We start from the raw sequence: 26,957 nt of genomic DNA, 5'->3' as shown, positions 1-26,957 counted from the left end.
TACCTGCTACTCACGGAGCGTGTGGAAGAGCTATGTCTTGCAAATATCATGCAAATCACTGCATTCGCGAAAAAGCATCGAAGCCCTACCCGACCTGCGGATCCTGCCTCGGTTGGCTGAATGAATAATGCACCCAATCAGGGCAAATCGTTCAAATTTATCTCAACACAGCATCTAGATGAAGCTTGTATTCCCCCAAATGCACACAGCAACGCCGTAGCTCATTCTCCAAGACCTGCGACTGCTTGGCGACTCAACGAAAAACCCGCTTGATAGTGGGCAGCTAAGGCGCAGACCGTAACAAATCGCTTTTAGGGGTAACACTTTAAAATACTGCGATTCCGGCCCTTACCTATTCAACCATGCCGGGCGCCATGCTTTTCAGTTGGCAACCATATTCCATTTGAGTCTGAACGATGGATCTTAATGGCGTATGGATTTGAACGGTCAATCCACATAGATCTCGCAATGTCTGGAAAACAATCAGCAATCACAAATGCTGATCAAGCGATCTATAAATCCCCATTGCTCACATAGTTATTGTGAAAATACTATGACCTTAGCTTTCGTCAAGTGCACAGAAGCCGAAGCTGTATCAATCAGGAGACCACGAACCCTCATTAGCGTCAACTCTGCTATCGAGATCAATTTTGTAATGTGCATAAAAATATTGGCAAAGTCTGAGAATCATTTAAAACAACCATAATTTAAGTACATTTGGAAATAGCCATGAAGCTTAATTACCAGCAATCGCTTAAAAATTTCTCTGAAGCCTTTTCTCTTTCCAAGGAAGAAACCTCGAAAGGAAAGGAATATATTCCAGGAGGTTTTAGCAGGCGCACATTTGGCTATGGCCCGCATGCGATTTTCGTCGATAAAGGCGAAGCTCAGTACCTTCATACCATCGAAGGTAAAAAACTTCTCGACCTCAATAACAACTTTGCAACCAATGTACTGGGTCATAATCACCCAGCGATAATAAACGCAATCCAAGAAACGCTGCCCAATGGTTTCTCGTTCGGTAATCCTACCAATCACGAACTCGATCTCGCAAAGCTGATTTGTGAGCGCATCGAATCTGTTGAGCAAGTAAAGTTTTTTTGCTCCGCTAGCGAAGCATGTTTGAGTGCGGTGCGTATCGCCAGAGGCTATACGGCCCGTAAAAAAATTGCCAAATTTGAGGGGGGGTATCACGGTTTTTCCGATGACTTGGCCATTTCCGCCCACCCCAACCCAAACAATTTTCCCGGCCCCGACTCAAATCCAAAAGCGCTTCCAGATTCCGACGGGATCCCTGCCTACAAAAGCGACAACGTAATCGTTCTGACTCAAAATGATTTCGAGTCTTGCGAAAAAGTTCTTCGTGGCAACGCAGACGAAATTGCATGTTTGATCATGGAATTACAAACTTGTGCGGGCGGAATTGTAGAGCTAGATAAAAACTTCGTACAAAAGCTTAGAGCTCTTACTGAAGAGCTGGGCATCCTTCTCATCGCTGATGAAACGATTACACTCCGTGCGAATTTCAAAGGGCTGCAAAGCGAGTATCAAATTAAGCCGGACTTGACAGTCCTCGGGAAAATGATCGGTGGTGGCCTACCCATCGGGGCAGTTGGCGGCAGCAAAGAGGTCTTCCGCGTTATCGAGGAAAACCAGGTTATGATTTCTGGCACCCACCATGGGCATCCATTGGCCTGTGCTGCTGGCATTGCCTGCCTTAAAGCCATGGATGAGCATGCTTATCGACGACTCAACGAAATGGCAGCGAAGATCAAATCCGAACTGAATGATTGGGCCAAAGAGTCCGAATATCCATTTACCGTTTTCGGCTCCTTTTCGGTATTCGCATACGCATTCACAAAAGAGCTTGGCCAGACTATCAACACACATCGTGACTATTGGCATAAAATCGATGAAAACAGCATGGGTATCTACGCACTCGAAATGGCGACTCGGGGCTACTACCCGGTACACCGGGGCCAAGTGGGTCTCACACTCCCGATGACAGACGAGGACGTCAACGGCTACATTGAAACCACCAAGGACATCATTCGTCTGATTTACGCTTAAAAAATAACGGCTTGCGTGAACAGTGTAGACACGCAAGCCGTCTTGTTATTAGCATCAAAAGAGACAGTTCTAATTGTATTGTGAGACGAAACGACAACATTATCGGCGTCGCTAGGTGCCACCCTGGCTAGTTACGTAACAAACTGGTTGGCCAGTGCCTGTTGCTGAATGGCCAACGAATTAATTGCTCTGCTGACTTCTTGAGACTCTCGCGCCTGCGTTGAAAGCGATTCCGTAACATCCCGAATTGTGATCACGTTTTGGCTAACCTCGCCTGCCACTCTGCTCTGCTCCTCAACTGCAGAGGCAATCTGAAAATTCATATCGTTAATGACGCCCACAGACTCATTAATCCGATCAAATGCTTTTGAAGCATCGCCCACATGCGTTACTGCTACTTGAGCCTGGGCTACCCCTTTTTTCATTGCGCTGACTGTTTCGAGCGTATTTCTCTGCAATTGCTGGATCACGTCGCGAATTTCTTCAATGGAATCACTGGTGTTGCTCGCGAGGTTGCGAACCTCCTCAGCCACAACTGCAAAGCCCCGGCCCGCCTCTCCCGCTCTTGCAGCCTCAATAGCCGCATTCAAAGCGAGAAGGTTAGTCTGCTCAGCTACTGCCTGGATCACCTCGAGTACGCTGCCGATACGATCGCTACTGCCGGCTAGCCCTTCGATCTTTAACATGGCCGTCGATATTTCCTTCGCCAAACCCTCAATCGTGTCACATGTCGCCTTGATAATTCGCTGCCCATCCTGCGTTGCGGCTCCAGCTTCACCTGTAGCATTGGCTGCCCTGGTCGCGCTATGTGCCACTTCTTGAGCTGAAGAGCTCATTTCATTCGACGCGGTAGCCGCTTGGTCAATCTCCCGGTATTGCTGCTGCATTTCAGCGCTGATTTTATCCGAGATGGTTGCTGATCTATCGGCATTGCTATGCGCCTCTAATACCAGTCGCTTCAAATCGGACATCATTGGCTGAAGCTTACCGAGGAATGTGTTGAACCACATCACCAGAACGCCTAGTTCATCCTTACGGGAATAGTGCAGTCGTTTTGTAAGATCACCCCCACTACCTGCAACCTCTTTAAGCATTTCCGAAACTTGGTGGATCGGAGTTACGATTCTTCGAGCAATCAAGAAAACTATCAATAATCCCAAACTTAGAGCGACGGCTCCATAAAATGTTGACCAAACTGCATCAGAGAAATTGCGCTCATCCAATTTCGCCGCCAAAGCATGGGCTGGCTGCATTACAACGTGAGTAGGAACGTCTAGCACAACGCCCCAATTAGCGGAGTCTGGAATAGGCTGCACCGGCAGAGACACTCGCTGGTTGCCATGCAGCAAAGCGACAGACGTCGAGCCGCCCCTAACGGAGTTCAGTAGCTCCATCGCATCATCAATGCCGGCCTTAACCAAGGGCAATCCCAGTTTTTTTGAATCTGCACTGTGGCCCGCCAAGAGTCCGGTTGGGCTGAATATACTCACTTGCCCCGTTCCTCCGAAAAGCTTCGTGTTACCTTCCTGTACCAACTGTTGCACCGACTCCAAGCTAATATCCATACCAACCACTCCCAGTACCTTTTGACCATCCAATAGAGGAAAGGAAAGCGTGGTGATCAATGTTTTCCGACCCGATGAGTCGTCAAAATAAGGAGATAACAAACACGGCTTAGCGGATGTTTGGGGACAGGTATACCAACGATTGAACTCAGTACCATCAAGTGTAAAGGCCGTATCAGAGATAACAGACTCAGGTGTCGCCTGAACAACAAGGCGCCCATCCTGCTGCGCCGCATAGAAAGAAAATCGACCGACCTCGTTGCTCCCAAGGTCATCCCTTCCCATAAATAACTTGTCATTACCATCGAGTGAGTTAGGCTCGAAATTATATAAAGACTGAGCAGCTCAGAGTGCAACTTTAGATTATCCGAAACTAAATTTATCAGTTCAATCCTCCCCGTTAGCGACTCAAGACTTCCATCCCTTATCATTTTGCGGACTTGAACCGCACTGGTCGAAATGTCGAGCCCGCTCTGATACGCGCCCTGGAAATATTTCTGAACAGCTGCGCTTTGAAGCCCAGCTTCAGCCACCAATATTTTGTCGGCTGCGTCCTTTAGAAGACCTTGGGCCTCCACGCTAACTAAGCGTGCATTAGCGTCAGCTCTATAGATAGCAATCGCAACGAGAGATACGACTATCAAGCCAAGGCACGCCCCCACCATTATAAGCATGCGAGACTTGATCGAATTTTTGATCAGCATCCGTAAAATTCCTCTGCGCATTACAAAAAGCAAGCTGTGAAGGGAAGCTAAGGCCTGTTGATGTATCTGGCACTCATGTCAAACTTTGAATTTTTGAACGAGGCTGTTCAAGTTAACCGCAAGCCGACTTAGTTCATTACTTGCGGTGATTGTTTGATTCGCACCCTCGCTGCTTTGGATGGCTAAAGATCGAATGCTGATCAAACTCCTATCAACGTCCCTCGCGACATTAGCTTGTTGCTCTGACGCCACCGCGATCTGCAAATTACGCTCGTTGATTTGAAGAACGGAGTCAGTGATTTGCTGCAGAGACTGGCCCGCGCCCTCAGCTGTCCGTTTGGTGTTATAAACCTCCTCAGTGCTCTTACGGATAGACTCGACAGTAGTTGATGACCCACTCTGGATGGCTGCTATCATTTTTTCAATTTCCAAAGTGGAAATTTGAGTTCGATGAGCAAGTGCTCTGACTTCATCAGCGACAACAGCGAACCCCCTCCCTTGTTCGCCTGCGCGCGCGGCTTCGATAGCTGCATTCAAGGCCAACAAGTTGGTTTGCTCCGCTATACTTCGGATAACTCCCACAACCTGACTTATATCTTCCGCCTGCGCTGCCAGCTTAACCACCTGAGAAGACGAACTTTCTACGAGATCTGTCAGGGTTTCAACGGCGCTCAAGGTCTCAGAAACACGGAGGTTACCGCGCTTAGCTGACTCACTAGACTCTTGGGCAGCTTGTGAGGTTGAGGTGGCATTACGAGCAACTTCTTCCACCGCTGAAGTCATTTCTGTGACAGCCGTAGCAGCCTGTTCGATTTCGCTATTTTGTTGTTGAAGAAGTCGATCCGCAGCCTCGGTTATAGACGTCATTTCGACGGCGGCTGAACTTAACTGCATGGAGGCTTCTGAAATTTCCAAAACTGTCCCTTGGAGATTTTTTGACATTAAATTGAGTGCGACCATAAGCCTAGACACTTCATCCGATCCTGAAATCTCAAGGCGACGGGTCAGATCTCCTGATGCAATTTCTTCTGCCAACCTGAGCGAATCTCCTATTGGTCTTACAATGCTACGTGTCAACCCTATAGCTAATACGACCGTGAGCAACAAAGATACAAGAACAACAGCAGCAAGTACTTCAACACTCTTTTCATAAACCTCGCCAGCTTCGACACCCAGGGCTTTAGCTTGCTCTGCATTGAACTGCCTAATTACGTTTAGTTTATCCTGGAATAAATTGGCATTATCCGCTTGAGTAGTATTGGCGAAAGCTAGCGCGCGCTCATGCTCAGATGAATCAAGCTTAGTTAATTGTTCGAGTCCTGCAATGTAAATCCTCATTGCTTGGTCTGCGGCGTCAAAACGAGCCAAGTCTTGATCGTCGGAAATTAGGCTCTTTCGATAATATTCACTTCGAGCCTCCAAAGTTTGCACAGCATTTTGGACTTTAGACTCTGCCGCCAGCTTTCCCGCTACGTTCGTTGAATTCGCGAGCATTCTGATGCTTTCCAAGCGAGCATTTAGCAAAGAGATTTGGATATCATCAATAGTTTGCGTGCTTGGAAGCGCATTCTCTGCCAACTGCTGTCCAGCGGCCCGCAGATGTGATAACTGAATATAAGAAAACCCACCCAGCGCGATTAGAATAGCAGTGATAATCCCAAAGCATAGAGTAGCTTTTTTAGAGATACTTAAATTTCTGAAATACATAGTGACTCCGACAGTCGTTTTTCATCGCGAGCGAAACACTCAGGATGCGGATGACTTTTCATAGAAATATTATTTGGTAATGCGAAGCACAACTTTTTCAAAAGCTGATATCTGCTCGCCACGAATAAAGCCTGCAAACTGATCACTACTTATTATCTACGAGACTAATCTCTGCATTGAACAATTCATCATCAAGCTTCTTCAAAGTACGAATACTTTTAATCAACACTCTCTTATACTCACAAAACGCCTCTGAAAGTGGATCATCCGGATCTTCATGGATATCAATTTCGAGACTAGTTGTGACGGAGTTTAGATAACTGAGACTTTCGCCAATGTTACGCTTGATTGTCGCCTTCAAAGCCTCTAGAGAAAAGTTAAGCTTTTTTAATTCCCTAGCAAGCATATAAGACGGCAGAGATGTAGCTTTGCCGGAGTCACTAACATCAATTTGCGCGGCTTTTTCAACCTCAAGGTTAGCAAGCAAGAAGGTGTGTTCCAGTGCTCTCACTGAGAAAACAATGCCGCCAACGTCTTCCACCATTTGCATGGTGAGCTCTTCGCATTTCTTAGTTGCTTCAACATAGTTATATAATTTTGACATAATAGTAGACCAGCAATGTTCGTTAGCTGTTATGGAATTATTGTTTTTGTATTCCATTACGATGAGCACACTAAAGCTGAGCCAGAACTGCTTTGCCTAGTCTCCTTCGCTTCCGAGGTATACCTACGCTCGATCCAGGACTGCCTGCGAAAGTGAATCAACACTGTCAAAACTATCAGATACTCCGATGTTTAATCGGCAGCGAGAAATCGCCGGCGTGATGATATTACGCTATCATTTCGTCTAAAATAAATGACAATAGGTTGACGATTTACGCCAAAAATGAATACATACGCCCTACATTAGTGCGTGCAGGGGACGCTGAATGCTTACTAAAACGATTCAGTTCATGGCATTTTCTAATGCGAACCTAATCGACCTCGCAGGGCCCCTTGAAGTATTTTTAACAGCAAACTATTTTTCGGATCCGAAAGCCCTACCTTACAATCTATCGATAGCTTCGCTCGATAGTATCTCGACTGTCCTTCCTGGCACGCACCTCCACTCAATACCTTTAGATCAGAACACACCTGCCCCGCACACATTGATTGTCCCGGGTGGGTTAGGGATATATGACTTCTGCAAAAATCCGCGCTTCGATACTGTGTTTAAGAGACACGCTGGAAGAGCTACACGACTGGTCTCCGTATGCACCGGGGTGTTCGCCTTAGCCGCAACGGGAGGGCTTTCAGGCTGTGAGGTGACGACGCACTGGTCTGCGTATGATGAGCTTGAGCGAAACCATCCCGATGTTTTACTCAATCGTGGGCCAATATTTGTCAACGACGGACGTATCTGGACATCAGCCGGCGTCACCTCGGGTATCGACTTAGCATTAGCACTCGTTGAATCTGATTTAGGACACGCCCTTGCTTTGAAAGTGGCCAAGCACTTGGTTGTTTTCTTGAAGAGGCCTGGCGATCAAAATCAATTCAGTTCTAGCTTAGACATGCAAACCAGAAGCTCAACTTTTTCAGATCTGCACGCGTGGATGAATGAAAATCTTGTAGAAGATCTATCAATTCCCACTCTCGCTAAGAGAATGAACATGAGCGAGCGTACATTCGTAAGAAGGTATAGGACTACTACAGGCCAGACTCCGAGCAAGATGGTCGAAAAATTAAGAATTGATGCGGTGCGTCACCTGCTTGTGAGCACGGAATGCCCTCTTAAGGAAATTGCGTACCTGACCGGTTTAGGACATGAAGCAAGCTTGATACGGAAATTTTGGAAGTTTTTTGGCGTGACCCCGAATGAGTATCGCCAAAGATTTAAGTCAACCATCTGATTTTCAGGTCTTCTATAACCATATCAGCCTGACTACTCTGACTATCCAGCGAGCGATGAAGCTGTTCCGCACGTACCAAGATGAGCAAAAAGGCCCTATAAGGGCCTTCTCTCGAAGGTAATTAGTTACTCAGCCAGGACTCAACTGTCGCGGCGCCGTGCTTTGTTTTCCATTCCTTGAGCGTTTTGTGATTCCCGCCCTTGGTCTCTACGACTTCGCCCGTTTCAGGATTTTTATAAACCTTCAATTGGCGAGGCTTGCGGCTGCCCGCTTTGGGCTCGACAGCTGGAGCGCGACGACCAGTTTGCGGATCTAGGAGATTGATCACGTCCTTCAAGCTGTAGCCGTATTTTGCGAGCAAATCACGCAGTTTTGTTTCGAACTCAATTTCTTTCTTGAGGCCCGCGTCGCCCTTGAGGGCTTCCAGAGCCTGAAGCTGTTCGGCGAGGTGTTTTTCGAGTTGGCGGAATTCGGCGAGTTTGGACATGACAGGTCTCGATTAGATAGGTGATTAAGAGTGTATTGCAGTTCTGCATTTCGTGCCCGCTTCGTAACCGGGCTAGGGAAAATTCTTAACAAGCGATAATGATAGCTCGACCATAATTCCAAATAATTGTGGAGAGCTCGTCGTTCCGCCGACGAATACTGTCGACTCTCGGTTTTAGTTAGTCGTCAACATCCGAAGCCAGAGATAGCGGCTGAATTAGGTGCGCGCCCTGATTACGAACATTCCCCACATCCTTGCCAACCTTGTACCAGTGAAAATCCGTAGCAGGCCTGCAGTGCTCCATTGCGAGTTCGCGAGCTCGTTCAGGTGGAGTGTCTGGATCGACCCATTCACGGGCGTGCTGAGGCGATAAGACCAAGGGTTTGCGATCGTGGATATCGACCATGCCTTCGTCACTCGCAGCGGTGATGATGACGAAGCCGTCGCGCTCATCCATCTCCAGGCCTTCGTGCACCTCGGCCAACCCCGCGAAGAACATCGGAATTTGCTCTTTCAGCGTAATGAAATACGGCTGTTTTTTCTGAGGATCTTCTTCGTCCTTGACCCACTCGAACCAGCCATTCGCTGGCGTGAGTACGCGTCCGTTTGGCCAGAGCTGATTGAAGAACTTGCCGGTGATGACGGTCTCGACTCTCGCGTTGATCGGGTCAGGACGCTTTCCCTTCGCCCAGAATGGCGCCCAGCCCCATCTGACCTTATCAATGCTCAAGCCATCCCGAACCGGCCGGATGATTTCCACCCGCGTCGACGGGGCGACGTTGTATCGCTCGACTGGCCAGAGGTCATAGCCATTGATCACCAACTGCCTTGGCGCAAGCTCCTTGAGATAGTGATCCATCGATTCGTAGATCGAGTAGCGTCCGCACATACTGTCACCCGTCGAATTGTCGTGCCTATGAGATTGACCGCAAGCGAACCAAATCGTTAACTGTATGCATGTACAGTTAACCTCGTAAGGCTTGCATCATGAGCATCACCCTCCTCGGCCCACTCGCTACTGGCGGTAAGCAGCTGCCCCTTTATTCATCCAAGGTGCCGGCGGGCTTCCTTCCCCAGCGGCTGACCATATTGAAAAGCACATTTCCCTAGATGAGCTGTTCGATATCAGGGCGCCGCACGTGTATCTGGTGAGGATTGATGGGGATAGCATGCAGGGCGCGGGCATCTATTCCGGGGATATGGTGATCGTCGATCGAAGCATCGAAGCGGTCAGTGGCGATATCGTTATCGCCGCGTTGAATTCGGAGCCCTTCTGCAAGCGCCTGCTTCTGCGCGAGAACGCCGTGTTGCTTGTGTCAGAGAACCCAAAATATCCGGCTAGACATGTCATGGAAGGCGATGAGCTTGTGATCTGGGGCGTTGTGAAATACAGCGTGCGCGATCATGACAATACGTGAGCCTGTCTTCGCCCTGATCGACTGCAACTCGTTTTACGCGAGCTGCGAGCGCGTCTTTAGACCCGACCTCGCCAAGATACCTATCGTGGTACTGTCCAACAACGACGGCTGTGTGATCGCACGTAGCTACGACGCCAAGCCGTTCGTAAAAATGGGCCAGCCGTACTTCCAGATCAAAGACCATCTACGCCGGCATGGAGTGGTGGCGTTCAGCAGCAATTACGCTCTGTACGGCGACATGAGCGAACGCGTCATGACTATCATCGAATCGATGGTACCGGCACTTGAGGTCTACAGCATTGATGAAGCATTTGCTGATTTGACTGGCATGCTTGGAGATCTGTCCGCGTTTGGCAGGCGCATGCGCTCCACCCTTCTCAAGCGCACAGGCATTCCAGTCGGGGTGGGGATCGCGCGCACGAAAACACTGGCCAAGCTCGCCAACCACACAGCCAAACGGCTGCTCGATATCACCGGCGGCGTAGTGGATTTGTGCGATCCGTTCAAACGCGACTGGACGCTGCGCAACACCGACGTCGGCGAAGTCTGGGGCATTGGCAAGCGCATGAAGGCTCATCTGGAAACAATGGGCATCAAGACTGCAATGGACTTGGCAAAAGCCGATCCGTGGATGCTTCGTCAGAAATTCAGCGTGGTGATCGCGAAAACGGCTCGCGAGCTAGCCGGTACCCCATGTTTGGAACTGGGGGAAGCTGACCCACCGAAGCAGGAAATTTGCTGCAGCAGGATGTTCGGCACGCGTCTCACGCAGATTGAGCCGATCAAGGAAGCGGTCGCTACCTACACCCAACGCGCGGCGGAAAAGCTCCGAACGCAAAACTCACTCTGCAAGAAAATCCGAGTCAGCATTCGCACCGGCATGTTCAACCCTGAAGAAGCGAAGTATGCGAATGGAGCGCTGGTCGAGTTACCGTACCCGACCAACGACGTGCGGCTGATGACGAAGGCTGCGACCGAAGCGGTCAACCGTCTCTTCCGTCCCGGCTACAAGTACAGCAAGGCGGAAGTGCTGCTGATGGATTTGCGACAGCCCGGCGAATTCACTGATGACCTGTTCGCCCATTCGCAACCCGTGATGGCGGACAAGGTGATGAGCGTTCTGGATGAGATAAATGGCCGCTGGGGCAAGGGAGTGCTGCGTTTAGCCAGCGTGCCTGCGGCGCCTGATTGGGCAATGCGGCGAGAGCTGATGAGTCAGAGCTACACGACGAAGCTAGATCAGCTGTGGACGGTCAGAGCCAAGTAGCGACCGCGGGATGGGCATCTACCGCCGCAGAAACGAGCAGCCTTGAACGGCTGCTTAGGGTCATTTCAGTCGGTCACGACAGGCAGAAATCGGCCAGAAGCGGACATAAATGAGCCATGCATATAGCAAAGGTGGTCACCGCTGCGGGCTTGCCCATGTGGGTCTTTCGTTCAAGGCAAGCTGGGCGTCTCGGCACCGGCCAGCTGAGGAATCATTGATACAAGGTGGGCAACCATGGGGGGAATGTACGTAATCAAGGGCCCGAGTTGATCGCGTCAATCGAGGTAAAGTTAGCGCAAGAAAAATAAGAGGCCGAGCGCACGATCCGCACCGGATACATGTCTACACGACCTCTTCGCGTTTCTATGCCCTACCGCAAGGTATACCCACCATCTACCACAATATCTTGGCCGTAAATGCCACGTGCTCGCTCTGATAGAAGGAACAGAATCACATCTGCCACCGCTTCCGGCTCAAGGAACTTACCCTCTAGTAGGCGCTGGTTGACCGTTTCCGCGACTGAGGACAACGTCGCATTATCCAACCCTAGTGATCGCCAGATCGGCGTAGCTGTTGGCCCTGGCGATACGACGTTCACTCTAATTCCCGCCTCAGCCTGTTCGACGGCTAAGGTTCGAGCATGCGCTGTCAGTGCTGTTTTCGACGCAATGTAGCCAGCCAAGCCTGGGAAGGCCAAAGCGGAAAGAAAAGTCCCCACAAATACAACCGAAGCGGGTCTCGCCAATTGGGCTCGCAAAGCTGAAAGCGTGTTAAGCGCACCTGCTCCGTTGACGGCCCAATTTCGCTCGAATCCCTGACTCGCCAGGCTATCTTCAAGTACAGCGACTCCTGCATTCGGTACTAGAAAATCTACAGGCCCGATTCTGGAGACGCAGTGTGCAAGCTTCTCAAGATCCGAACTTACCGTAACATCGCCATTGACAATATGGAGGCGATCACCATGAACGTCTTTGAGTGCAGCCAGGCCGCCCTGGCCACGGGACATCGCCACTACCGTCGCTTCATAGCTTAGTAATCGTTGTACGACTGCCAGTCCGATGCCTGAACTTGCTCCGGTTACCACAGCGACACGATTGTCGAACTCACTTTTCATGTTTCAGCTCCTTGGGTATTAAGCCATTTACCCATCACTGACACATTTCATGCCAACCTAAAACGTCATAAAAATCAGGGTGCCGAAGCTCTACCGAGTCAATTTGACCATTGTTCGTTTTTGTCGAAATGACGACAAATAGGTTTTTTGACACGCGCCAATGGCTGTGTTCTCAGGTGCGTTATAGGACTGAAAATCCGGCCGCATCGAATTTCTTTGAGAGGAAAATACCACTCCACTCTTCGTAAATACGCCTGAGTTGCTCTGCGAACTGCGGATTGGCCGCCCACCGCCCCATTCTCTCGCGATCTGTTTCGGCGTTGTCGACCGGCGAGAGAAAGCAGTCTTCACAAAGGCGCTGCACCTGTTATCCACCTCAGAACTATCGCGCATCGCAACTCAGTTGCCGCTACTGTGCCAGTTTATACACCGGCTTTGGGTCGCCTTCCGCCGGGTACATGAACAACCGGCTTGGCAACATCGGCGAACGGCAAATCGAGAATCAGAACTGCATGGCTTAGTTGAAAGGTCTTTTCTTGGCCCTGTCTGACTAGACTACGCGTGGCTACAGTGGGCTCCAACAACCCTAAACCCCCTGCGAGTGACCGCCATGAACAACCGTCTTGATTACTTCAAACAGTCGCCTCAGGCTTCCAATAAGCTGGTGGAGCTGACGATGCAACTGAGTAAGAAGCCGCTACTGGCTGACCTGGCCCACCTCATAATGCTGCGGGCGTCTCAATTGAATGGCTGCGCGTTCTGCGTGGATATGCACGTGAAGGAAGCCAAGATCCATGGCGAGCGCGAATTGCGCCTCCATCACATTGCGGTCTGGCGTGAATCGCAACTCTTCTCGCCAATAGAGCGCGCGGCGCTCGCCTGGACAGAAGCCCTCACCCAACTGCCATCCCATGGTGTACCTGAAAGCCTCTACGCGGATGTGCGTGAGCAGTTTTCCGAACAGGATCTGTCGGATTTGTCGTTCCTGATTGTCGCCATCAACGGTTGGAATCGCCTCAATGTGGCCTTTCAGGCAGTCCCTGGTTCGTCGGATGAGGTGTTCGGCCTGACCAAAGCCAACCTCAACTGAGCGCACGGTTTATCAACGCGCCAAGCTGCTCGCCCTGAGCAGCGCAGGCGCAGTTGGTGAAGCTCAGCAGCAGCCCAGATTGACGCCGCGATGAAACACTCCATCGCGACAAGGGTTGCACGGCGATGCCTTTGGCCAGCAGTTGCTCAGTCAGGGCAGTGTCGGCTACTCCCTCCGGCAAACGGAGTACCAAGTGCATCCCCCCTGGCGAGCGCTCCACCAGCAGTCCATTGGGTAAACTCCGCTCCAACGCTTCAATAGTCAAAGCGCGTCGTTCGCTGTAGAGCCTTCGCATGCGCTGAATGTGCCGAGTGAAATGCCCCTCGACAATGAACTCTGCGACCAGCGCTTGAGTAATCGCTGGCGAGCCTGCGGAGAATAACGCCCGACTTACACGCTCAAACGCTGCCACTTGCCCCTGAGGCACCACTAGGTAGGCAAGGCGGATACCGGGGAAAAGCACCTTGCTGAAAGTCCCGGCGTACAGCACGCGCCCGTTGCGATCCAGGCTCGCCAACGCCGGCAAGGGGCGACTGACATAGCGATACTCGCCGTCGTAATCATCCTCGACAACCCAGGCATCGCTCCGGGCCACCCATTCGAGTAACAACTGTCTCCGAGGCAAAGACAGCGCCATACACAGCGGGCTTTGATGCCCCGGCGTCACCATGACGACCTGTGCAGCCTGATGCCTGGCAATGGCCTGCTCCACATCCATACCTTCGGCATCAACTGGCACTGCCTCAAGCTCAATACCGAATTGACGAAGCACTTGGCGCGTGGTTGGGTAGCCAGGATCTTCGACCCAGGCTCGCTCCCCTGCGCGCAGCAAAGTATGTGCGATCAGCGACAGGCTACTGCGCCAGCCGCTGGTGATAAACACCTGATGGGCGCCGCAATCGATACCTCGAGACACCTGCAGATATGAGGCGATGGCGCTGCGCAAGGCAGGCAGGCCGTGCGGCGGCGGATAGTCCAGATCGCCTGAACGCATGCCTCTCAGATAACGGGCACCCAAGCGCGCCCAGATCTTGCGTGGGAACTCATCCATTGCAGGCACTCCCATCTGAAACGGCAAAAGTTGCGGTGGACGCCATAGTGCGTCTGGGGAGTTTTCAATCACCTCGCTGCTGACGGATAAAGCGGGGGCAGACAGTAGCGGCTTCTGCAATTCGGGATTGACTACGGTGCCCTTCTGCCCCAGGGCCAAGAGGTAGCCCTCGCTCGTGAGCAGCGAATAGGCCAGTTCGATGGTGCCACGAGCAACGCCGAGATCCTTGGCGAGAGCTCGCACCGAAGGCAATCGGTCACCAGGGGAAAGCGTGCCAGCGGCGATGGCGGCGAGTACTCGGTCATATAACTGACGGTACAGAGGCGAACCGGGTTGCCCATCCAAGGAGGCGAAAGGGTGCGAACAGGAAGTCATCATGGCCTAGTTCATATCTCACTTCTTGGTTCAATAAATTGAGGCAATGTTAGTTCAAGATTTGACCATCACAACCCACTAAGGCCTCTCCCATGACGTTCAATCTTCAAGACTACGTGCCCAGCGTGCTCGACTTGGCCGACACTGCCCTGCGTCCTCTAGACAGCCGCCATGACTTGAAAATCGCTTTCCCGGTAATACAGCAATTGCGCCCCCACCTAACAAGCGAGGCCGATTTTATGAGTCGTATCGAACGAATGCGAGCCGGCGGCTATCGGCTGGTTGGAGCCTTCGAGTCATCGGCTCTCGTGGCGCTTGCAGGTTACCGCCTTCAGGAGAATCTGATTTATGGCCCATTCTTGTATGTCGATGACCTCATCACCGATGAAGCCCAGCGCGGCGGCCAGTGGGGCTCCCGGTTATTGCGAGCTCTGGAACGACTGGCTCGTGCCAGCGGTTGTGCTCGCCTTGTGCTTGACACGGGTTTGGCCAACGCGCGCGCCCAACGCTTCTACTTCCGCGAAGGCTTTTATACCGGCGCGCTGCGTTTTCAAAAACAGTTCGATACCCCATGACCGCATCACCCGTACAGGAGGTAATATCATGAACCCGTCTCAGAAGCCCCTCGCTCCTTTGCGAATCCTTCGCCTGATTGCCAGTCCCAACGGTAATGCATCTGAAAGCTTGAAACTGTCTGAGCGGATTCTGCACGCTCTGACAGTACGCGCTGGCATACGCGGGATTGAACTGACGGATATAGACCTGAACACGTTATCGCCAGTCGATGCGACTTATGCCCATGCCTTGGCCCATCCGAGCGAAATAGCTACCGAGGATCAGAAAGGTACATTGAGTCGCTCCGACCAAATGATCATCCTGTTGAATGCCTGCGATGTGCTGCTTATCGCTACTCCCATGCACAACTACAGCGTGCCCTCGCCGCTCAAGGCCTGGATTGACCACGTCGTACGCGTCGGAAAAACTTTCCTCAGCACATCAAAAGGTAAGGTTGGAACGTTATTGGATCGCCCCGTCTACGTTGCCGTAGCCACCGGCGGCTACATTAGCGGTGAGAGGGCACGGCAACCCGACTTTCTTCGTCCCTACCTATCCGCAGTGCTGAAAACCATCGGTCTCAATCAGGTGCATTACTTCGCCGTTGAAGGCACAGCAAAAGGGACGGACGCGCTAAAAACGGCGCAGAAAATAGGGTACGACGATGTGCACACGTTCTTCCATGAGGAAATCGAAACTAGGACTCATGAAACAGTTGCCTGAAGCCGGTAACCCCCCAGACGGCCGAAGCACAAAGGTCGGCAGCGATGCCTGAAGCTGAGCCTAGCTTTTTGATTTTCGGGAGAGCTGTTCGCCCGGGTCGGCAGCTATGGGCCGCATGCCCCCCTCTTAACAGGAATTGATCATGAGTCGCCTCAGTTGGTTTCAAACTTCACATGGTGCAGCCAAGTCGCTTGAAATTAATGACCCTGCCATGATCTACATACGAGAGATGCTGGAGCATGCCGACCGCCCCTACGACTTGCTTCCACCTCACCTCAAAACTCCAGCGTTCTTCTACAGCTAAAGGTGACAACCAAGTCTACTTTGGGGGCTATAGCATTCGAGACTGGCGGGATACTGATTGATCGGGGCCTGGCGGGATGGAGCGAGGGACGGGCGCAAGGGCATCTGCTGGTGGCAGATGACGCAGCAGGTGGATGCTTTTCCATCAACGGGGGCGGCTTGGGTGACGATGTGGGAGCGGTGTACTACTGGGCGCCCGATATTCTGCAGTGGGAGCCATTGGGCATCAGTTATACCGCCTTCTTGGAATGAGCTGTGAGCAATCTTACGGCGGCCTACTAAGAGGGCCTACGTTGGTAATCCTGGCGCAACGACATTCAGTGTGTGAGCGGAGATCAATGCGTGTCTTTCTACCCATTCCTATGGACACGAGGGACTCTGTGGCAATAAGCGCGCAGGGTTGTCAGCATGGCTGAATAGTATGATTTGAATTGCACATTAGCCGGCCAGTTGTACGCCCCGCCATCACTCCTAATTAAATAAGCAGGCCGGCCGTGAGTCAAAGTGCGCTGGTTACGCACAGACACTTCAAAGTTGAAGCATTTACCGGACGATTACTGAGACACTGATCACCTGCTTACGTCAGACTGACACTCCGGGTAGTACGTTTGAACAATACAACACCGAGCCTTCCTTCAAGGTTTCTCTCGACCTAGCTTACAGCAGGGGGAGCCTCCCAATGGTGGGATGCCCAAGTGCAGCTGCGCTGCCTTGCTACCTCTAAGAATGTAACCAAGACCATCAAGGTGATCTTGGCGCATAAGTCCTCCGACCTTTGTAATTTTGTTGGCAGCAATTGTTACGAAGTTGCTCTATCTGCCTAGGAACACCGCAACGCAGATCATGGGTTGATTAGTACAAAGATCCACTCGGGAGAGAAGGCGGACAAGCGAGGAAAAAGGACTACTGGATTTCGTTTTTATCAATAAAGTCGCGAGCACTGGTCTAACACAGACTGCCCCTCGGATTCTGCTGCAAAATTGAAACGAAAATTTTGGTTCGCGGGCACGGGAATCGCACTTAGCTCGTTTTGCTGTTGACTTGAGCCTGTCTTTAGATGCGAAGGTTAAAGAGCGACGAGAAGTGGCGTGCCGCTTTGGACATCGACCATAGCTTGGAGGGGAGAACTCTCTGAGTCCTAATGCTCGCTAAGGGAAATACGGGACGTACTCCCCACGCCAATTTGAGCTACACGAACCCGATCCATTTCCGGTCAAATGTAAAGAGATTGAATAAGGCGATTCGAAGTCTAGTTGCAGCAGAAACACGGTGTTCTGCCGCGTAGCTGCTTTACTTGAAAATTATGCTGCCTGCGAGGGGCTAGGAATGAATCGAAACGACTTGCGTCGCGTGGACATGAATCTTCTGGTTATTTTCGAAACCTTAATGTTCGAAAGGAACTTGACTCGGGCTGGGGAGAAACTGTTCTTAGGCCAACCCGCCGTCAGTGCCGCTTTAGCGCGGTTGCGCGACTTATTCGACGATCCCTTGCTAGTACGCAACGGTCGTACCTTAGAGCCGACCCAGCGAGCGCTGGCAATTCTTAAAGAGTTGCAACCAGCCATGGACACAATCTCCGGAGCTGTCAGCCGAGCTAAGGATTTTGACCCATCCACCAGCCGGGACGTATTCCGCATCGGCCTTTCCGACGATGCCGAATTTGGCCTGTTTCCACCATTGCTCAATCAACTTCGCGAAGAGGCGCAAAACGTAATCGTAGTGGTACGGCGGGTTAACTTTCTGCTGATGTCGACCATGCTTGCCTCCGGAGAGATTTCCGTCGGAGTCAGCTACACCACCGAGTTGCCCGCCAATGCAAAGCGCAAGAAGCTGCGGGATCTGCGCGTCAAGATACTGCGCGGCGATAATCGTCCCGGCCCCCTGACCTTGGATGAGTATTGCGAACGACCTCACGCCCTGGTGTCGTTTTCCGGGGATTTGACCGGTGCCATCGATACCGACTTGGCACGCATCGGCCGCTCGCGGCGAGTGATGCTGGCGGTACCCCAGTTCTCAGGACTGCGTGCCTTATTAGCGGGCACGGAAATGCTAGCCGCAGTGCCGGACTACGCGGCGTGCGCGCTGATCGATGGCAGCAGCCAGTTGCGTGCTGATGACCCGCCCTTTGACATCGTGCCGTCGGAGTTGTCGATGGTCTGGAGCGGGGTCAACGATAACGATCCGGCAGAGCGTTGGTTGCGCTCACTAATTGCCCAACACATGGCGACGCCTCTGCCGGTGTATTGAGCGAATTGAAACTTGGATCGGTCTCGCGCAGGAATATCGGCATGTCTGTCATTGGCGGCATGGCCGGAATGTCGAAATACATCTGGATCACCCACCCACGGTGATAGCTGGCGTGATTGACCACATGCATCAGCATTGCTCCGGCACTCATGGTGCCGCGTTCCCCAGACACAAATGTGAACTCGACGGGTCTATCCAGCGATGCCTCGCTCTGCCGGGCGCTCCAGTCGCAGTACCAGTGACCGATCTCCTTTTGTGCCAAGCGCAAATCAGCGAGTTCGGGATGCAGCAGATCATGTGAAGTTTGGAAGCCGTGCCCCCGGCCTTCGAGGTGAGCCTGCCAAATGCAGTCCACTACGTAAATGTGATTCAAAGTGCCAATTATGTTTTTGAACACCGACACTCGCTCTTTGTTGACTTCGCCAGGAGGCAGTGCGGCCAGGCTGTCAAAGAGGCGCTGATCGGCCCAGCATTTGTACTCGGCAAGCATGCGGGCTGTGCGTACGTTGATCACCAGATTTCCCCAGTTTAAATGGGCGTAATGCCAAGCATAGCCCTCATAACGAGCGGCATCGAAGACGCTGATTATCGGTCGGCAAGCGCCAGGGAGCCAATTTGGGCTAGTAGACTTGAAGCCGGAAAGCCTAAAGGCGCTGCCTGCCCCCCCCAGTCCTTGCTGATCAGGGAGCCTACCAAAGTTATACGACGAAGCTGGATCAGTTGTGGAGGGTGAGCGCCAGGTAGCGGCGACGGGATGGGCCTCTGCCGCCTGAAAAACGAGCCGTCTTGAACGGCTGCTTACGGCCAGGAGCGGACGCTAACGTGAGTCCCGAAAAGCATTGATGATGGCAAAAATTTGGTGGAGTTCGAATCTCTCTTTCACCGCCAAATTCAGAAAACACAAACCGCTGATTTTCCTAGAGAAAGTCGGGGGTTTGTGGTTTTTGGCGTCTGAAAAAAGGCCATATGGGACTGGCGCACTGTTCTGGTGCGAGAAATGCTGTGCGGCAAACGCTGCGTTAGTGATGATCCGACTGCGCTGAACTACGCTGTCAAGGAACCTCGCTCAAGGACGATCCCATGCCAAACAGTTCTGAATCCAACGTCGCCACGGCAGATGCTCTGACATTGCTGCTGCACAACCAACATGCCTTGGCCGCAGCAATTGAGGAGGTCACGAAATGGCTTTCAGATAATGGCGTAGACGCTGTTGCAGAAAACGCAGTTGCGGCGATGGAAACCTTGGATACGAACGCGCAAACAATCACAGATGCAATTATGCGACTACGGGAACTTTAGGGCTTTGGCCGCCCGCCATTCGCCAAGGTAAGGGTTCTGACTTGGAGTCATAGGCAGGCTACGTCGAACTTATCTGTAAGAGATATTCTTACGATGATAAATTCAGGGTTATGCTCAAAGAGCCTACTCATCTAAATAGAGTTTTAGCGATGAAGAGAATTAAGAGAAACCCTGGTAAATTTGAAGTGATAGATCTTTTCACTGCCCTTGGTAGAGAACATGGATTTAAAGTCTCTGAGGATGAGGATGCTAGAGAATTCATGGGGCTCGTAAAAAGCTCACTAAAAGAGTCGTTCGAAGATGCAAAGCTGCTACATGGTAAAAGAGTAGAGGCAATGTTTGCTCATGTTGCCGGAGCTCTCGGTGGATGCAGGCTTATAAAGCAAGAGGACAGTGGATCGATATTTACTGATGATGACGATCTTCAGCCTCCAGACTATTTAATTGTCCTAAAAAGTGGGGAGAGAATTTTTGTAGAAGTCAAAAACTGTCATTTCAAGAATTATAAATCTCCCTTCCCTGTTAAAAGTGACTACATCCAAAAGCTTGAGAATTATGCGCAGCTAAACGGTGCGGCGCTTAAGTTTGCGGTATTCTTTTCCCAGTTCAATCAGTGGGTGCTACTTTCCAAGAGTTCTTTTACAGAGCATAAGACGAAATGCAGCATCAGCTTTATTGAAGCTATAGCCAAAAATGAGATGTCGATCATTGGAGACAGGATAATTGGAACGAAGCCGCCTCTTTCAGTTGTTTTTGTTGCCGATCCCGAAAAGGAAGCATTTATCACAGACGATGGTCAGGCAAATTTTATTATTTCGGATATAAAGTTTTATTGCGACGAGAATGAGATTACAGACGGAACTGAGAAAAACATTGCCTTCTATCTCATTCAATTTGGAAAGTGGTCGGAATCTGAAGGTGAGGCACTATTTGATAGCGAACGGTTGGCGGGAGTGAAGCTTGACTATCAGCCTGAACATCAAGAGGAAGTGGACGATGCGCGTCAACAAGGATTTGGAATCATTGGCCATCTAAGCTCCATGGTTAGCACTGCTTACAAACAACATACGGTTTACGAGCAGCGAGTATTTGCATTAGATACAGCGGCAGATCCCGAGATTTTTTCGGTTGAGATCCCCAAGGGGTACAAAGGCGACAAGCTTCCACTATGGCAGATGGAGCTTAGGCCTAATACAGAATTAAAAGTAAGCATAGGAGAGTAAAAATGCATGTCTATCGGTATCGATCGTCAAACTTGCTTTCACAAAAGGCTTACTTTACGATGAATGGTATTTCGCCTCAAAGGAAGAGCTTAACGACCCTATCGACATGCAGTCAAAATTTGAATTTTCAGGCGACTGGACACGAATACTAACAAGTCTATGGGAGAATGATCATGAAGCAAAAATTGCTGCGGCTTATTTAACAAAGATAGGTCCAGTTTCTTATGAGCAGTTAATAATCGACTTTCACACTCATAAAGAAAAAATAATAGAGCGAGTTTTCAGTAATAGGCACGTCTCACTCATGGAACTCTCCAAGCTTGAAAATTCGCTGGAACACCTATTGGCACTGCTAAACCTTTATGCCCCTGGCTCGGGATACTCCATCTCATTATCTAGAACAAATTCAGACATGTTGATGTGGTCTCACTATGCCGCGAGTCATACGGGATTTTGTCTGACTTATAGACCGATAAATGGCTGCCTAAATCAGTGTCCAATTAGAAAAAAAGACTCACTAGCTGTTGCAACAAACCACCTCTCATCTGTTAGTGTTGCTTTCGAAATCGAAGATATCAATTACAAAGATCAGCTTCATCCGATAGATGCATTTTCATTGCTACCAGTAATCTACACGGGCTATAGCTTCGACTCAGAATCATCAAGGCTGGAGTATCATAAAAAAACTAGAGAGCAATTACTTACCAAAAATAAGTGCTGGCAGTACGAGCAAGAATGCAGATTAATGTTGCGTCAGCCCACTAAGTGGATTTCCGGCTGCTCGGCCTATAACAGTTTGCAACGTTTGTTCTATTATGATTTCAGTCAGATTACTGGAATAATATTCGGTGCGCGAATGTCATCACAGGACAAAGAAGCAATACGAAATATTATTAGTCATAAAATGCTAGATAAATACAAAAATATTCAGGGCGGAAAAACCTATGTTTTTGATTTTCTCTATCAACAGGCAGAGATCTGCCCCAGTTCTAGGGCTGTAAAAATTGTAGATCTTGATTTATATCTGATGGGGTCAATATTGAAGCCCGGTAGTGCGCAGTATGCAGATCGATTGGATAGGTGGAGGAGAGGGGAAGGAATGGCTATCGAAAACGGAAATTTTTCCTATGACCCTATACTCTGAGTGGAATTCTCATTAACCCGCTTCCCTATAACTAGGAATCGGTAATATTTTATGCTAGTTAAGCGATGGCAGCCACTTGAGTACTACAAGTTGGAATGATGCGAGAAGCTTCAGATCTTGATTTTAGTAGTGCAATACGATTAGGCCGGCTTTGCCATTTATAGGTTACTTTGTAGGGGGTTATATGTCAGTGGATCTTGAGCTACCAGTTGACACCGAACAGCTGCTGAGAAAATGGTATACACGGTGTAGTACAGTAGCCGTTGGGCATTACAAATCTGCTGAATACTACACTAAAATGCACGCGCGATTATCTGGCTCGGCAGCAGTGCTGTCTGCTATAACCGGTACCACTGTGTTCGCGACGCTGCAGAACCAACCCGCATTATGGTTGCAGATAATGCTTGGTTTTTTTAGTATTTTAGCAGCAGTCCTAGCAACATTTTCGGCATCGATGGCTTCTCAGGAAAAAGCAGAAAAACACAGGACTGCGGGGTCTAAATATAACTCCATTGGAAGAGAGTTTGAACAGATCGGATTAGCGACGCCAATAACTCAGGAGCTAATACACAACGTCCGTTCTCGTCTTGATGCATTGGCAGAGGAGGCTCCGCACATTCCACGGAGGATCCATAAAAAAATCGCCAACCCTGCCCAACTGTCAAACTGGAGCAACTAAAATTTTTATTTAAGACGAAGAACTGAAGTTCGGTTTGCAATTTCGCACCCTCGAGCGTCCGCTATTGGCCGAAAGCAGTCACTCCTACCCGAAACGTCCACGGAGAATTGGCCATGAAAACCGCCGTAATATCCGACACTCACAATCTCCTCCGCTCCGAAGCCATCGGCGCGCTCCAAGGCTGTGACCTGATCATCCACGCCGGCGACATCGGCAACCCGGACATCCTCGCCCAATTATCCAAAATTGCTCCCGTCCACGCCGTGCGCGGAAACAACGATCTCAGCAGCCCATGGGCCAAAGACCTTCCCGACCGTCTGATCTGCAGGCTCAACGGCTGGCACACCCTCCTAATCCACGACATCGCCGACGTGCCCGCCGATCTAGATCCAGACATAAAGCTCATCATCACCGGCCATTCCCATAAACCGCGCATCGAATGGCGCGGCGATCGTCTGTACGTGAACCCTGGTAGCGCCGGCCCTAGGCGTTTCAAATTGCCGGTCACGCTGGCAATTCTCGACATACAACCCGACAGCATCGAGCCGCGCCTGATTTCCCTGCTGGATCCCCCCGCTGAAATCACTACGGTTACCGCGATCCAGGGAATCCACGCATAATCTACAGCGCCAACAGTTTCCGCAGCGTTTTGTAGGAGGCAGCCAGCCTCTGAAAAATGCTGAATAACGCCCTTGGCGCCACGCTGCCATCGCAGGTTAAGTCAGATACGACACCAATCGTCTGTGGCCGAACATCGTTCCTTCGCGAAGCGCCTCTGGCTTCTCTAAGCGTTAGCAGAATGAATGAAAGCTGCACGCAAAGGTGTCAGGGGGCATGGTAAAAAATAAAGGACTAACCCATCAGCTGACACCAACCTATATAACCGAGGCATCCTCACAGTTTGCTTGGGCAAGTTCCGCCTGTGCACGTGATTCCTTGGTTCGCCTTCAGCCATTTCGTATGATGAGCAACCTAAGTTTGGGATGCTTGGCGTGAAACCATCATCAAAAAAAGCTCCAACCACACCGCCCGTACCAACCGGCGTCACCCAGAGTTTAAGCGATGCTGTAAGTCAGCTTTCTTGGGACGACTTGCGAATCATCAAAACGCTAAGCGAATGCGGTAATAGAGCCACGACAGCGAAACGGTTGGGTATCAATGTATCCACCGTATCGCGTCGCGTGGCTCAAGTGGAAAAGACACTTGGGGTCGCCCTATTTGACCACCGTCGCTCTGGGTACATGCTCACGCCAGAAGGCATCGAGTTACGGGCGCTCGCCGAACGCGTAGAGCTTGATATCGTGAGCGTCACGCGTAGAGTTTCTCGGGTAGGTCAAGGGCTACTTGGAAAGCTTAGGATCACGACGAGTGACTCCCTGCTGCTGTATTTTCTCACGCCGATCATTGCCGACTTCAAGGCGCTTAATGAAGGAATTGCCATCGAGGTTCTGGTTGGCAACGAGACGTTAAGTCTGGCTCGCGATGAATCTGACGTAGCGGTGAGAGCGACCAAAAAACCTGCCGAAAGTCTCGTCGGGCGCAAGCTCGCTTCGATTGCATGGGCGCCTTATGGCAGCATAAAACAAGCGACTACTATCCCGTTCGCAGAAGGCCAACCGTGGGTATCGTATTCCGCAGGATTATGTGGACTGAAGGCCAAAAGCTACGTCGAAGACAGGGTCAGCGCCGATTGTATCTCTTATCGCACCGACTCAGTCGCGGCGGCGAGCGTCGCCATTGCGGCAGGCCTTGGTTATGGGTTTCTCCCATGCATGTTGGGAGACATTACGCCTGGGTTAACACGCGTCGGGCCAGTTGTGCGCGAACTACAGGATGAGCTCTGGCTGCTCACGCACCAGGACATTCGAAAGTCATGGAGAGTAAAGGCGTTCATGACTTTTTGTGCAGCAGCCGTAGCGCATCAAAAGCCTTTGATCGAAGGGCAGCTGGATCTCCCGGTTGCGCAGGGCGAAACCGGGAGCGTCTCTTAGGCAGCGCGAGATCCGATGACAGCCTTGCAGACAATTTCAATCAGCTGTGAACGTTGAGCCAACCTGGATACACCGATGATATTGCTCGCACACTGGGGCCGCTCAGTGCGATATGCGGCTTTGCGCACATCACCTACCACGGCGAATGCCGCGTCCATATCCAAGACGTAGAGCGTTTCTTCGACGACATCATCAAGGGTTGCTCCATAGAGCGCGAGCAACTTGGCGATGTTGTCGTAGGAGACGCGCATCTGCTCTCCTATCGACGAGAAATCGCTGGGTTTGCCCTCGCTATTCAAAGGTGCGGGAGCAACCAGGTTACCCTCCTCATCGTGGTTGAACTGACCAGAGATATAGATCTCGTTTCCAACTTTTCTGGCCTGGGGGTAGCCGTAGCCCTCCTCCCATGAGACGCCCCAGTAAGCGGTGTTTTTGCCGTGCGGTTGTGAAGCAGCCATTGCTTTCTCCTTGCAGATGACGGATCGAATGACGTCGATTCGAGTTGTCGGGAAGCAAAGGCTAGCACTGGAAACACTATTGGAAAGGCGCATTTTTGCGCCTTCAGCAACGCAAAATTGCGCCCCCATCACGACGCGCCTTCCGTTAAATTTTTCTCATCGACTGACCGCTGGATTGAGCTTATCAACCGGCTACTGGGAAAAAGAAATCAGGATGGAAAACGAAACATGCGCGTCCTCAATTAGGGATTTGGCTAAACAATTCAGACACTTGAAACCTTGGCAGATCCAGCGCGCCAAGCAGTTGATGCTCGATAACCTGGACGCAGATATCTCCGTGGCAGCTATCGCACAGGCGTGTGCGCTATCGCGCAGCCATTTCACCCGTCAGTTTAAAAAAAGCACTCTTGTCTCACCTAAAGAATGGATGCGAGAGCAGCGGATTTTGAGGGGCAAGCAGCTGCTTCGGACTTCGAGATTGCTACTTGCGGACATTGCACTGGAGTGTGGCTTCTCTGACCAGTCTCACTTCTGTCGAACATTCGTGCGAACCGAAGGTGTGACTCCGAGGGCTTGGAAACAGAACAATCAATCGCCTGCGCTGTGATTTGATGAGCTTCATATAGTGGCAGTTGTGTCTGCAGGTCTAACCCCGAGGAGGTGACGTATGTGAACGGCGCCTTGGTAGAATTGCCGTATCCGATCAACGACGTGAGGCTGACGACGAAGGCTGCGACCGAAGCGGTCAATCGCCTCTTCCGATCGGGCTACAAATACAGCAAAGCCGAGATTTTGCTGATGGATCTGCGACAGCCTGGCGAATTCACTGATGACCTCTTTGCGCATTCGCAGCCTGTGATTGCGGACAAAGTGATGGGTGTCCTGGATGAGATCAATAGTCGCTGGGGACAGGGAGTGCTGCGTTTAGCCAGCGTGACTGCCGCGCCTGGTTGGGCGATGCGCAGTGAACTGATGAGCCAGAGCTATATGACGAAGATTAACCAGCTGTGGACTGTCATTGCTAAGTAATGAGCGAATGTTTCAGCCTCACACGCCCAAATCAGCAGCAAACAGCGCATCTCGGAGCGCCGGTGCGACCTGATTACCTAGAACGAGGCGGCGAAGTAAGTACTGCTCAACGTGCTCTTTGAGGCGACCACGCAATTCAACATAAGCGTGCGAGCTCTCACCATTGACCTTGGGCCGCTGCTGGATTAGCGCTTGTCTCAAAACTTGAAAAGCCTCGTCACCTACCGCGCTCGGGTACAAGCGCTGCATCTCATCGTAGCCGGCGCTGCGCTTGTAGCTAGTAAAGGCCTCACTTAATACCTTGCTCAGAGATTCGCCGAAGACCTGCCACGACTGTTCCCAAAGCAGATTCGCTACCTCATCCTGCACGCTAACCTCATTAATTTCCTCGGGCAGTGCCTAGCTTTCAACCCGTCGCCCCTCACTTACAGAGAGCAAGCTGATGCAAATCGAATTCGACCTTAACCAAAACGACCTAGAGGCCCTGTTACATCACTGTCAATCGCACAAGCCTGCAAGTGGCGATCCTCGGGAAGATCGCCGTTTGGAGTGCGCACTCGCAGCTC

Annotated in this window: 24 protein-coding genes and 6 pseudogenes; 18 read left to right on the top strand and 12 right to left on the bottom strand. The window is 51.0% G+C overall.

From position 1 onward, the window contains the following. Window positions 1–729: 729 nt before the first annotated feature. Complete coding sequence (locus tag AB4O12_RS04290; protein WP_460060447.1) at window positions 730–2,070, top strand: aspartate aminotransferase family protein; 1,341 nt, start codon at window positions 730–732, stop codon at window positions 2,068–2,070. Between the two features lie 131 nt (window positions 2,071–2,201). Here the strand turns inward: AB4O12_RS04290 and AB4O12_RS04285 are convergent. The 5 genes and pseudogenes from AB4O12_RS04285 to AB4O12_RS04265 form a co-directional block, all read right to left on the bottom strand. Continuing rightward, a pseudogene (locus AB4O12_RS04285) lies at window positions 2,202–2,717 on the bottom strand (methyl-accepting chemotaxis protein); the annotation flags it as partial. Window positions 2,718–3,107: 390 nt separating this feature from the next. After that, a pseudogene (locus tag AB4O12_RS04280) lies at window positions 3,108–3,920 on the bottom strand (PDC sensor domain-containing protein); the annotation flags it as partial. 497 nt (window positions 3,921–4,417) lie between these two features. After that, window positions 4,418–5,017: pseudogene (locus AB4O12_RS04275) on the bottom strand (methyl-accepting chemotaxis protein); the annotation flags it as partial. A gap of 306 nt (window positions 5,018–5,323) precedes the next feature. Then, window positions 5,324–6,046 (bottom strand): annotated as a pseudogene (locus AB4O12_RS04270) (MCP four helix bundle domain-containing protein); the annotation flags it as partial. Between the two features lie 145 nt (window positions 6,047–6,191). Next, entirely contained in the window at window positions 6,192–6,707 is a 516-nt protein-coding gene (locus AB4O12_RS04265) for a hypothetical protein (protein WP_460060445.1), read from the bottom strand. Window positions 6,708–6,975: 268 nt separating this feature from the next. On the opposite strand from AB4O12_RS04265, the gene AB4O12_RS04260 reads away from it, so the two are divergent. Then, window positions 6,976–7,938 (top strand): GlxA family transcriptional regulator, encoded by a 963-nt coding sequence (locus AB4O12_RS04260; protein WP_460060443.1) that lies wholly within the window; start codon window positions 6,976–6,978, stop codon window positions 7,936–7,938. Window positions 7,939–8,059: 121 nt separating this feature from the next. On the opposite strand, the gene AB4O12_RS04255 is transcribed toward AB4O12_RS04260, so the two are convergent. Both AB4O12_RS04255 and AB4O12_RS04250 read right to left on the bottom strand, forming a co-directional pair. After that, on the bottom strand, window positions 8,060–8,425 hold the full coding sequence (locus tag AB4O12_RS04255; protein ID WP_227974115.1) for a histone-like nucleoid-structuring protein, MvaT/MvaU family: 366 nt from the start codon (window positions 8,423–8,425) through the stop codon (window positions 8,060–8,062). A gap of 178 nt (window positions 8,426–8,603) precedes the next feature. Next, window positions 8,604–9,314, bottom strand: coding sequence for an SOS response-associated peptidase (locus AB4O12_RS04250; protein ID WP_460060442.1), 711 nt, complete (start codon window positions 9,312–9,314; stop codon window positions 8,604–8,606). A gap of 98 nt (window positions 9,315–9,412) precedes the next feature. Between AB4O12_RS04250 and AB4O12_RS04245 the strand changes: the two are divergent. Both AB4O12_RS04245 and umuC read left to right on the top strand, forming a co-directional pair. After that, window positions 9,413–9,843, top strand: a pseudogene (locus tag AB4O12_RS04245) (LexA family protein). Next, window positions 9,830–11,110, top strand: a complete 1,281-nt coding sequence (umuC, locus tag AB4O12_RS04240; RefSeq protein WP_460060440.1) for a translesion error-prone DNA polymerase V subunit UmuC — start codon at window positions 9,830–9,832, stop codon at window positions 11,108–11,110. The pseudogene AB4O12_RS04245 and the gene umuC overlap by 14 nt, the downstream one beginning before the upstream one ends. Before the next feature lie 370 nt (window positions 11,111–11,480). On the opposite strand, the gene AB4O12_RS04235 is transcribed toward umuC, so the two are convergent. Further along, the gene (locus tag AB4O12_RS04235; protein WP_186566999.1) at window positions 11,481–12,224 is read right to left on the bottom strand and encodes an SDR family NAD(P)-dependent oxidoreductase; all 744 of its coding nucleotides are present in this window, start codon (window positions 12,222–12,224) and stop codon (window positions 11,481–11,483) included. Window positions 12,225–12,834: 610 nt separating this feature from the next. On the opposite strand from AB4O12_RS04235, the gene AB4O12_RS04230 reads away from it, so the two are divergent. Beyond that, window positions 12,835–13,314, top strand: coding sequence for a carboxymuconolactone decarboxylase family protein (locus AB4O12_RS04230; protein WP_122506017.1), 480 nt, complete (start codon window positions 12,835–12,837; stop codon window positions 13,312–13,314). On the opposite strand, the gene pdxR is transcribed toward AB4O12_RS04230, so the two are convergent. After that, entirely contained in the window at window positions 13,307–14,743 is a 1,437-nt protein-coding gene (pdxR, locus tag AB4O12_RS04225) for a MocR-like pyridoxine biosynthesis transcription factor PdxR (protein WP_353187023.1), read from the bottom strand. The genes AB4O12_RS04230 and pdxR overlap by 8 nt on opposite strands. A gap of 89 nt (window positions 14,744–14,832) precedes the next feature. Between pdxR and AB4O12_RS04220 the strand changes: the two genes are divergently transcribed. The 5 genes from AB4O12_RS04220 to AB4O12_RS04200 all read left to right on the top strand — a co-directional run bounded on the left by AB4O12_RS04220 (window position 14,833) and on the right by AB4O12_RS04200 (window position 18,568). Beyond that, the gene (locus tag AB4O12_RS04220; protein ID WP_460060437.1) at window positions 14,833–15,315 is read left to right on the top strand and encodes a GNAT family N-acetyltransferase; all 483 of its coding nucleotides are present in this window, start codon (window positions 14,833–14,835) and stop codon (window positions 15,313–15,315) included. A 28-nt stretch (window positions 15,316–15,343) separates the two neighbouring features. Further along, entirely contained in the window at window positions 15,344–16,018 is a 675-nt protein-coding gene (locus tag AB4O12_RS04215) for an FMN-dependent NADH-azoreductase (RefSeq protein WP_460060436.1), read from the top strand. 142 nt (window positions 16,019–16,160) lie between these two features. Further along, entirely contained in the window at window positions 16,161–16,322 is a 162-nt protein-coding gene (locus tag AB4O12_RS04210) for a hypothetical protein (protein ID WP_460060435.1), read from the top strand. A gap of 2 nt (window positions 16,323–16,324) precedes the next feature. Further along, a complete protein-coding gene (locus tag AB4O12_RS04205; protein WP_353187018.1) occupies window positions 16,325–16,573 on the top strand; it encodes a DUF2625 family protein in 249 nt (82 codons plus the stop codon). 1,074 nt (window positions 16,574–17,647) lie between these two features. Continuing rightward, window positions 17,648–18,568 carry a LysR substrate-binding domain-containing protein gene (locus tag AB4O12_RS04200; RefSeq protein ID WP_186567005.1) on the top strand — a complete coding sequence of 307 codons (921 nt, stop codon included), beginning with the start codon at window positions 17,648–17,650 and terminating at the stop codon, window positions 18,566–18,568. On the opposite strand, the gene AB4O12_RS04195 is transcribed toward AB4O12_RS04200, so the two are convergent. After that, window positions 18,489–19,082 (bottom strand): DinB family protein, encoded by a 594-nt coding sequence (locus AB4O12_RS04195; RefSeq protein ID WP_186567007.1) that lies wholly within the window; start codon window positions 19,080–19,082, stop codon window positions 18,489–18,491. The genes AB4O12_RS04200 and AB4O12_RS04195 overlap by 80 nt on opposite strands. Window positions 19,083–19,648: 566 nt before the next feature. On the opposite strand from AB4O12_RS04195, the gene AB4O12_RS04190 reads away from it, so the two are divergent. The 6 genes from AB4O12_RS04190 (at window position 19,649) to AB4O12_RS04165 (ending at window position 24,904) form a co-directional block, all read left to right on the top strand. After that, window positions 19,649–19,867 carry a hypothetical protein gene (locus AB4O12_RS04190; RefSeq protein ID WP_258708129.1) on the top strand — a complete coding sequence of 73 codons (219 nt, stop codon included), beginning with the start codon at window positions 19,649–19,651 and terminating at the stop codon, window positions 19,865–19,867. Window positions 19,868–20,016: 149 nt separating this feature from the next. Then, window positions 20,017–21,090, top strand: coding sequence for a hypothetical protein (locus tag AB4O12_RS04185; protein ID WP_460060432.1), 1,074 nt, complete (start codon window positions 20,017–20,019; stop codon window positions 21,088–21,090). Between the two features lie 106 nt (window positions 21,091–21,196). Beyond that, the gene (locus AB4O12_RS04180; RefSeq protein WP_460060431.1) at window positions 21,197–22,234 is read left to right on the top strand and encodes a DUF2971 domain-containing protein; all 1,038 of its coding nucleotides are present in this window, start codon (window positions 21,197–21,199) and stop codon (window positions 22,232–22,234) included. Window positions 22,235–22,418: 184 nt separating this feature from the next. Next, window positions 22,419–22,913 (top strand): SLATT domain-containing protein, encoded by a 495-nt coding sequence (locus tag AB4O12_RS04175; protein WP_460060429.1) that lies wholly within the window; start codon window positions 22,419–22,421, stop codon window positions 22,911–22,913. A 113-nt stretch (window positions 22,914–23,026) separates the two neighbouring features. After that, window positions 23,027–23,533, top strand: a complete 507-nt coding sequence (locus AB4O12_RS04170; RefSeq protein WP_460060428.1) for a metallophosphoesterase family protein — start codon at window positions 23,027–23,029, stop codon at window positions 23,531–23,533. Between the two features lie 363 nt (window positions 23,534–23,896). Next, on the top strand, window positions 23,897–24,904 hold the full coding sequence (locus tag AB4O12_RS04165) for a LysR family transcriptional regulator (RefSeq protein WP_460060426.1): 1,008 nt from the start codon (window positions 23,897–23,899) through the stop codon (window positions 24,902–24,904). Here the strand turns inward: AB4O12_RS04165 and AB4O12_RS04160 are convergent. Continuing rightward, a complete protein-coding gene (locus tag AB4O12_RS04160) occupies window positions 24,901–25,362 on the bottom strand; it encodes a Rid family hydrolase (protein ID WP_186567015.1) in 462 nt (153 codons plus the stop codon). The two genes, AB4O12_RS04165 and AB4O12_RS04160, sit on opposite strands and share 4 nt — an antisense overlap. 28 nt (window positions 25,363–25,390) lie before the next feature. Here AB4O12_RS04160 and AB4O12_RS04155 point away from each other — a divergent pair, with 28 nt between their 5' ends. Together AB4O12_RS04155 and AB4O12_RS04150 are read left to right on the top strand one after the other, a co-directional pair. After that, complete coding sequence (locus AB4O12_RS04155) at window positions 25,391–25,969, top strand: helix-turn-helix domain-containing protein (protein WP_460060424.1); 579 nt, start codon at window positions 25,391–25,393, stop codon at window positions 25,967–25,969. Between the two features lie 41 nt (window positions 25,970–26,010). Next, window positions 26,011–26,391: pseudogene (locus AB4O12_RS04150) on the top strand (DUF4113 domain-containing protein); the annotation flags it as partial. Between the two features lie 18 nt (window positions 26,392–26,409). Here AB4O12_RS04150 and AB4O12_RS04145 read toward each other — a convergent pair. Beyond that, entirely contained in the window at window positions 26,410–26,760 is a 351-nt protein-coding gene (locus tag AB4O12_RS04145) for a hypothetical protein (protein ID WP_460060422.1), read from the bottom strand. Between the last annotated feature and the right edge of the window lie 197 nt (window positions 26,761–26,957).

Source organism: Pseudomonas sp. S2_A05 (assembly GCF_054668485.1).
Note: the sequence above shows the minus strand (reverse complement) of the source record. Positions and strands in the feature narration are given on the sequence as shown.

What these genes read in the sequence shown, in the direction of transcription:
- AB4O12_RS04290 (WP_460060447.1), top strand. Translation starts at nt 730, where the DNA reads ATGAAGCTTAATTACCAGCAATCGCTTAAAAATTTCTCTGAAGCCTTT.
- AB4O12_RS04265 (WP_460060445.1), bottom strand. Translation starts at nt 6,707, where the DNA reads ATGGAATACAAAAACAATAATTCCATAACAGCTAACGAACATTGCTGG.
- AB4O12_RS04260 (WP_460060443.1), top strand. Translation starts at nt 6,976, where the DNA reads ATGCTTACTAAAACGATTCAGTTCATGGCATTTTCTAATGCGAACCTA.
- AB4O12_RS04255 (WP_227974115.1), bottom strand. Translation starts at nt 8,425, where the DNA reads ATGTCCAAACTCGCCGAATTCCGCCAACTCGAAAAACACCTCGCCGAA.
- AB4O12_RS04250 (WP_460060442.1), bottom strand. Translation starts at nt 9,314, where the DNA reads ATGTGCGGACGCTACTCGATCTACGAATCGATGGATCACTATCTCAAG.
- umuC (WP_460060440.1), top strand. Translation starts at nt 9,830, where the DNA reads ATGACAATACGTGAGCCTGTCTTCGCCCTGATCGACTGCAACTCGTTT.
- AB4O12_RS04235 (WP_186566999.1), bottom strand. Translation starts at nt 12,224, where the DNA reads ATGAAAAGTGAGTTCGACAATCGTGTCGCTGTGGTAACCGGAGCAAGT.
- AB4O12_RS04230 (WP_122506017.1), top strand. Translation starts at nt 12,835, where the DNA reads ATGAACAACCGTCTTGATTACTTCAAACAGTCGCCTCAGGCTTCCAAT.
- pdxR (WP_353187023.1), bottom strand. Translation starts at nt 14,743, where the DNA reads ATGATGACTTCCTGTTCGCACCCTTTCGCCTCCTTGGATGGGCAACCC.
- AB4O12_RS04220 (WP_460060437.1), top strand. Translation starts at nt 14,833, where the DNA reads ATGACGTTCAATCTTCAAGACTACGTGCCCAGCGTGCTCGACTTGGCC.
- AB4O12_RS04215 (WP_460060436.1), top strand. Translation starts at nt 15,344, where the DNA reads ATGAACCCGTCTCAGAAGCCCCTCGCTCCTTTGCGAATCCTTCGCCTG.
- AB4O12_RS04210 (WP_460060435.1), top strand. Translation starts at nt 16,161, where the DNA reads ATGAGTCGCCTCAGTTGGTTTCAAACTTCACATGGTGCAGCCAAGTCG.
- AB4O12_RS04200 (WP_186567005.1), top strand. Translation starts at nt 17,648, where the DNA reads ATGAATCGAAACGACTTGCGTCGCGTGGACATGAATCTTCTGGTTATT.
- AB4O12_RS04190 (WP_258708129.1), top strand. Translation starts at nt 19,649, where the DNA reads ATGCCAAACAGTTCTGAATCCAACGTCGCCACGGCAGATGCTCTGACA.
- AB4O12_RS04185 (WP_460060432.1), top strand. Translation starts at nt 20,017, where the DNA reads ATGAAGAGAATTAAGAGAAACCCTGGTAAATTTGAAGTGATAGATCTT.
- AB4O12_RS04180 (WP_460060431.1), top strand. Translation starts at nt 21,197, where the DNA reads ATGCAGTCAAAATTTGAATTTTCAGGCGACTGGACACGAATACTAACA.
- AB4O12_RS04175 (WP_460060429.1), top strand. Translation starts at nt 22,419, where the DNA reads ATGTCAGTGGATCTTGAGCTACCAGTTGACACCGAACAGCTGCTGAGA.
- AB4O12_RS04170 (WP_460060428.1), top strand. Translation starts at nt 23,027, where the DNA reads ATGAAAACCGCCGTAATATCCGACACTCACAATCTCCTCCGCTCCGAA.
- AB4O12_RS04165 (WP_460060426.1), top strand. Translation starts at nt 23,897, where the DNA reads ATGCTTGGCGTGAAACCATCATCAAAAAAAGCTCCAACCACACCGCCC.
- AB4O12_RS04160 (WP_186567015.1), bottom strand. Translation starts at nt 25,362, where the DNA reads ATGGCTGCTTCACAACCGCACGGCAAAAACACCGCTTACTGGGGCGTC.
- AB4O12_RS04155 (WP_460060424.1), top strand. Translation starts at nt 25,391, where the DNA reads ATGACGTCGATTCGAGTTGTCGGGAAGCAAAGGCTAGCACTGGAAACA.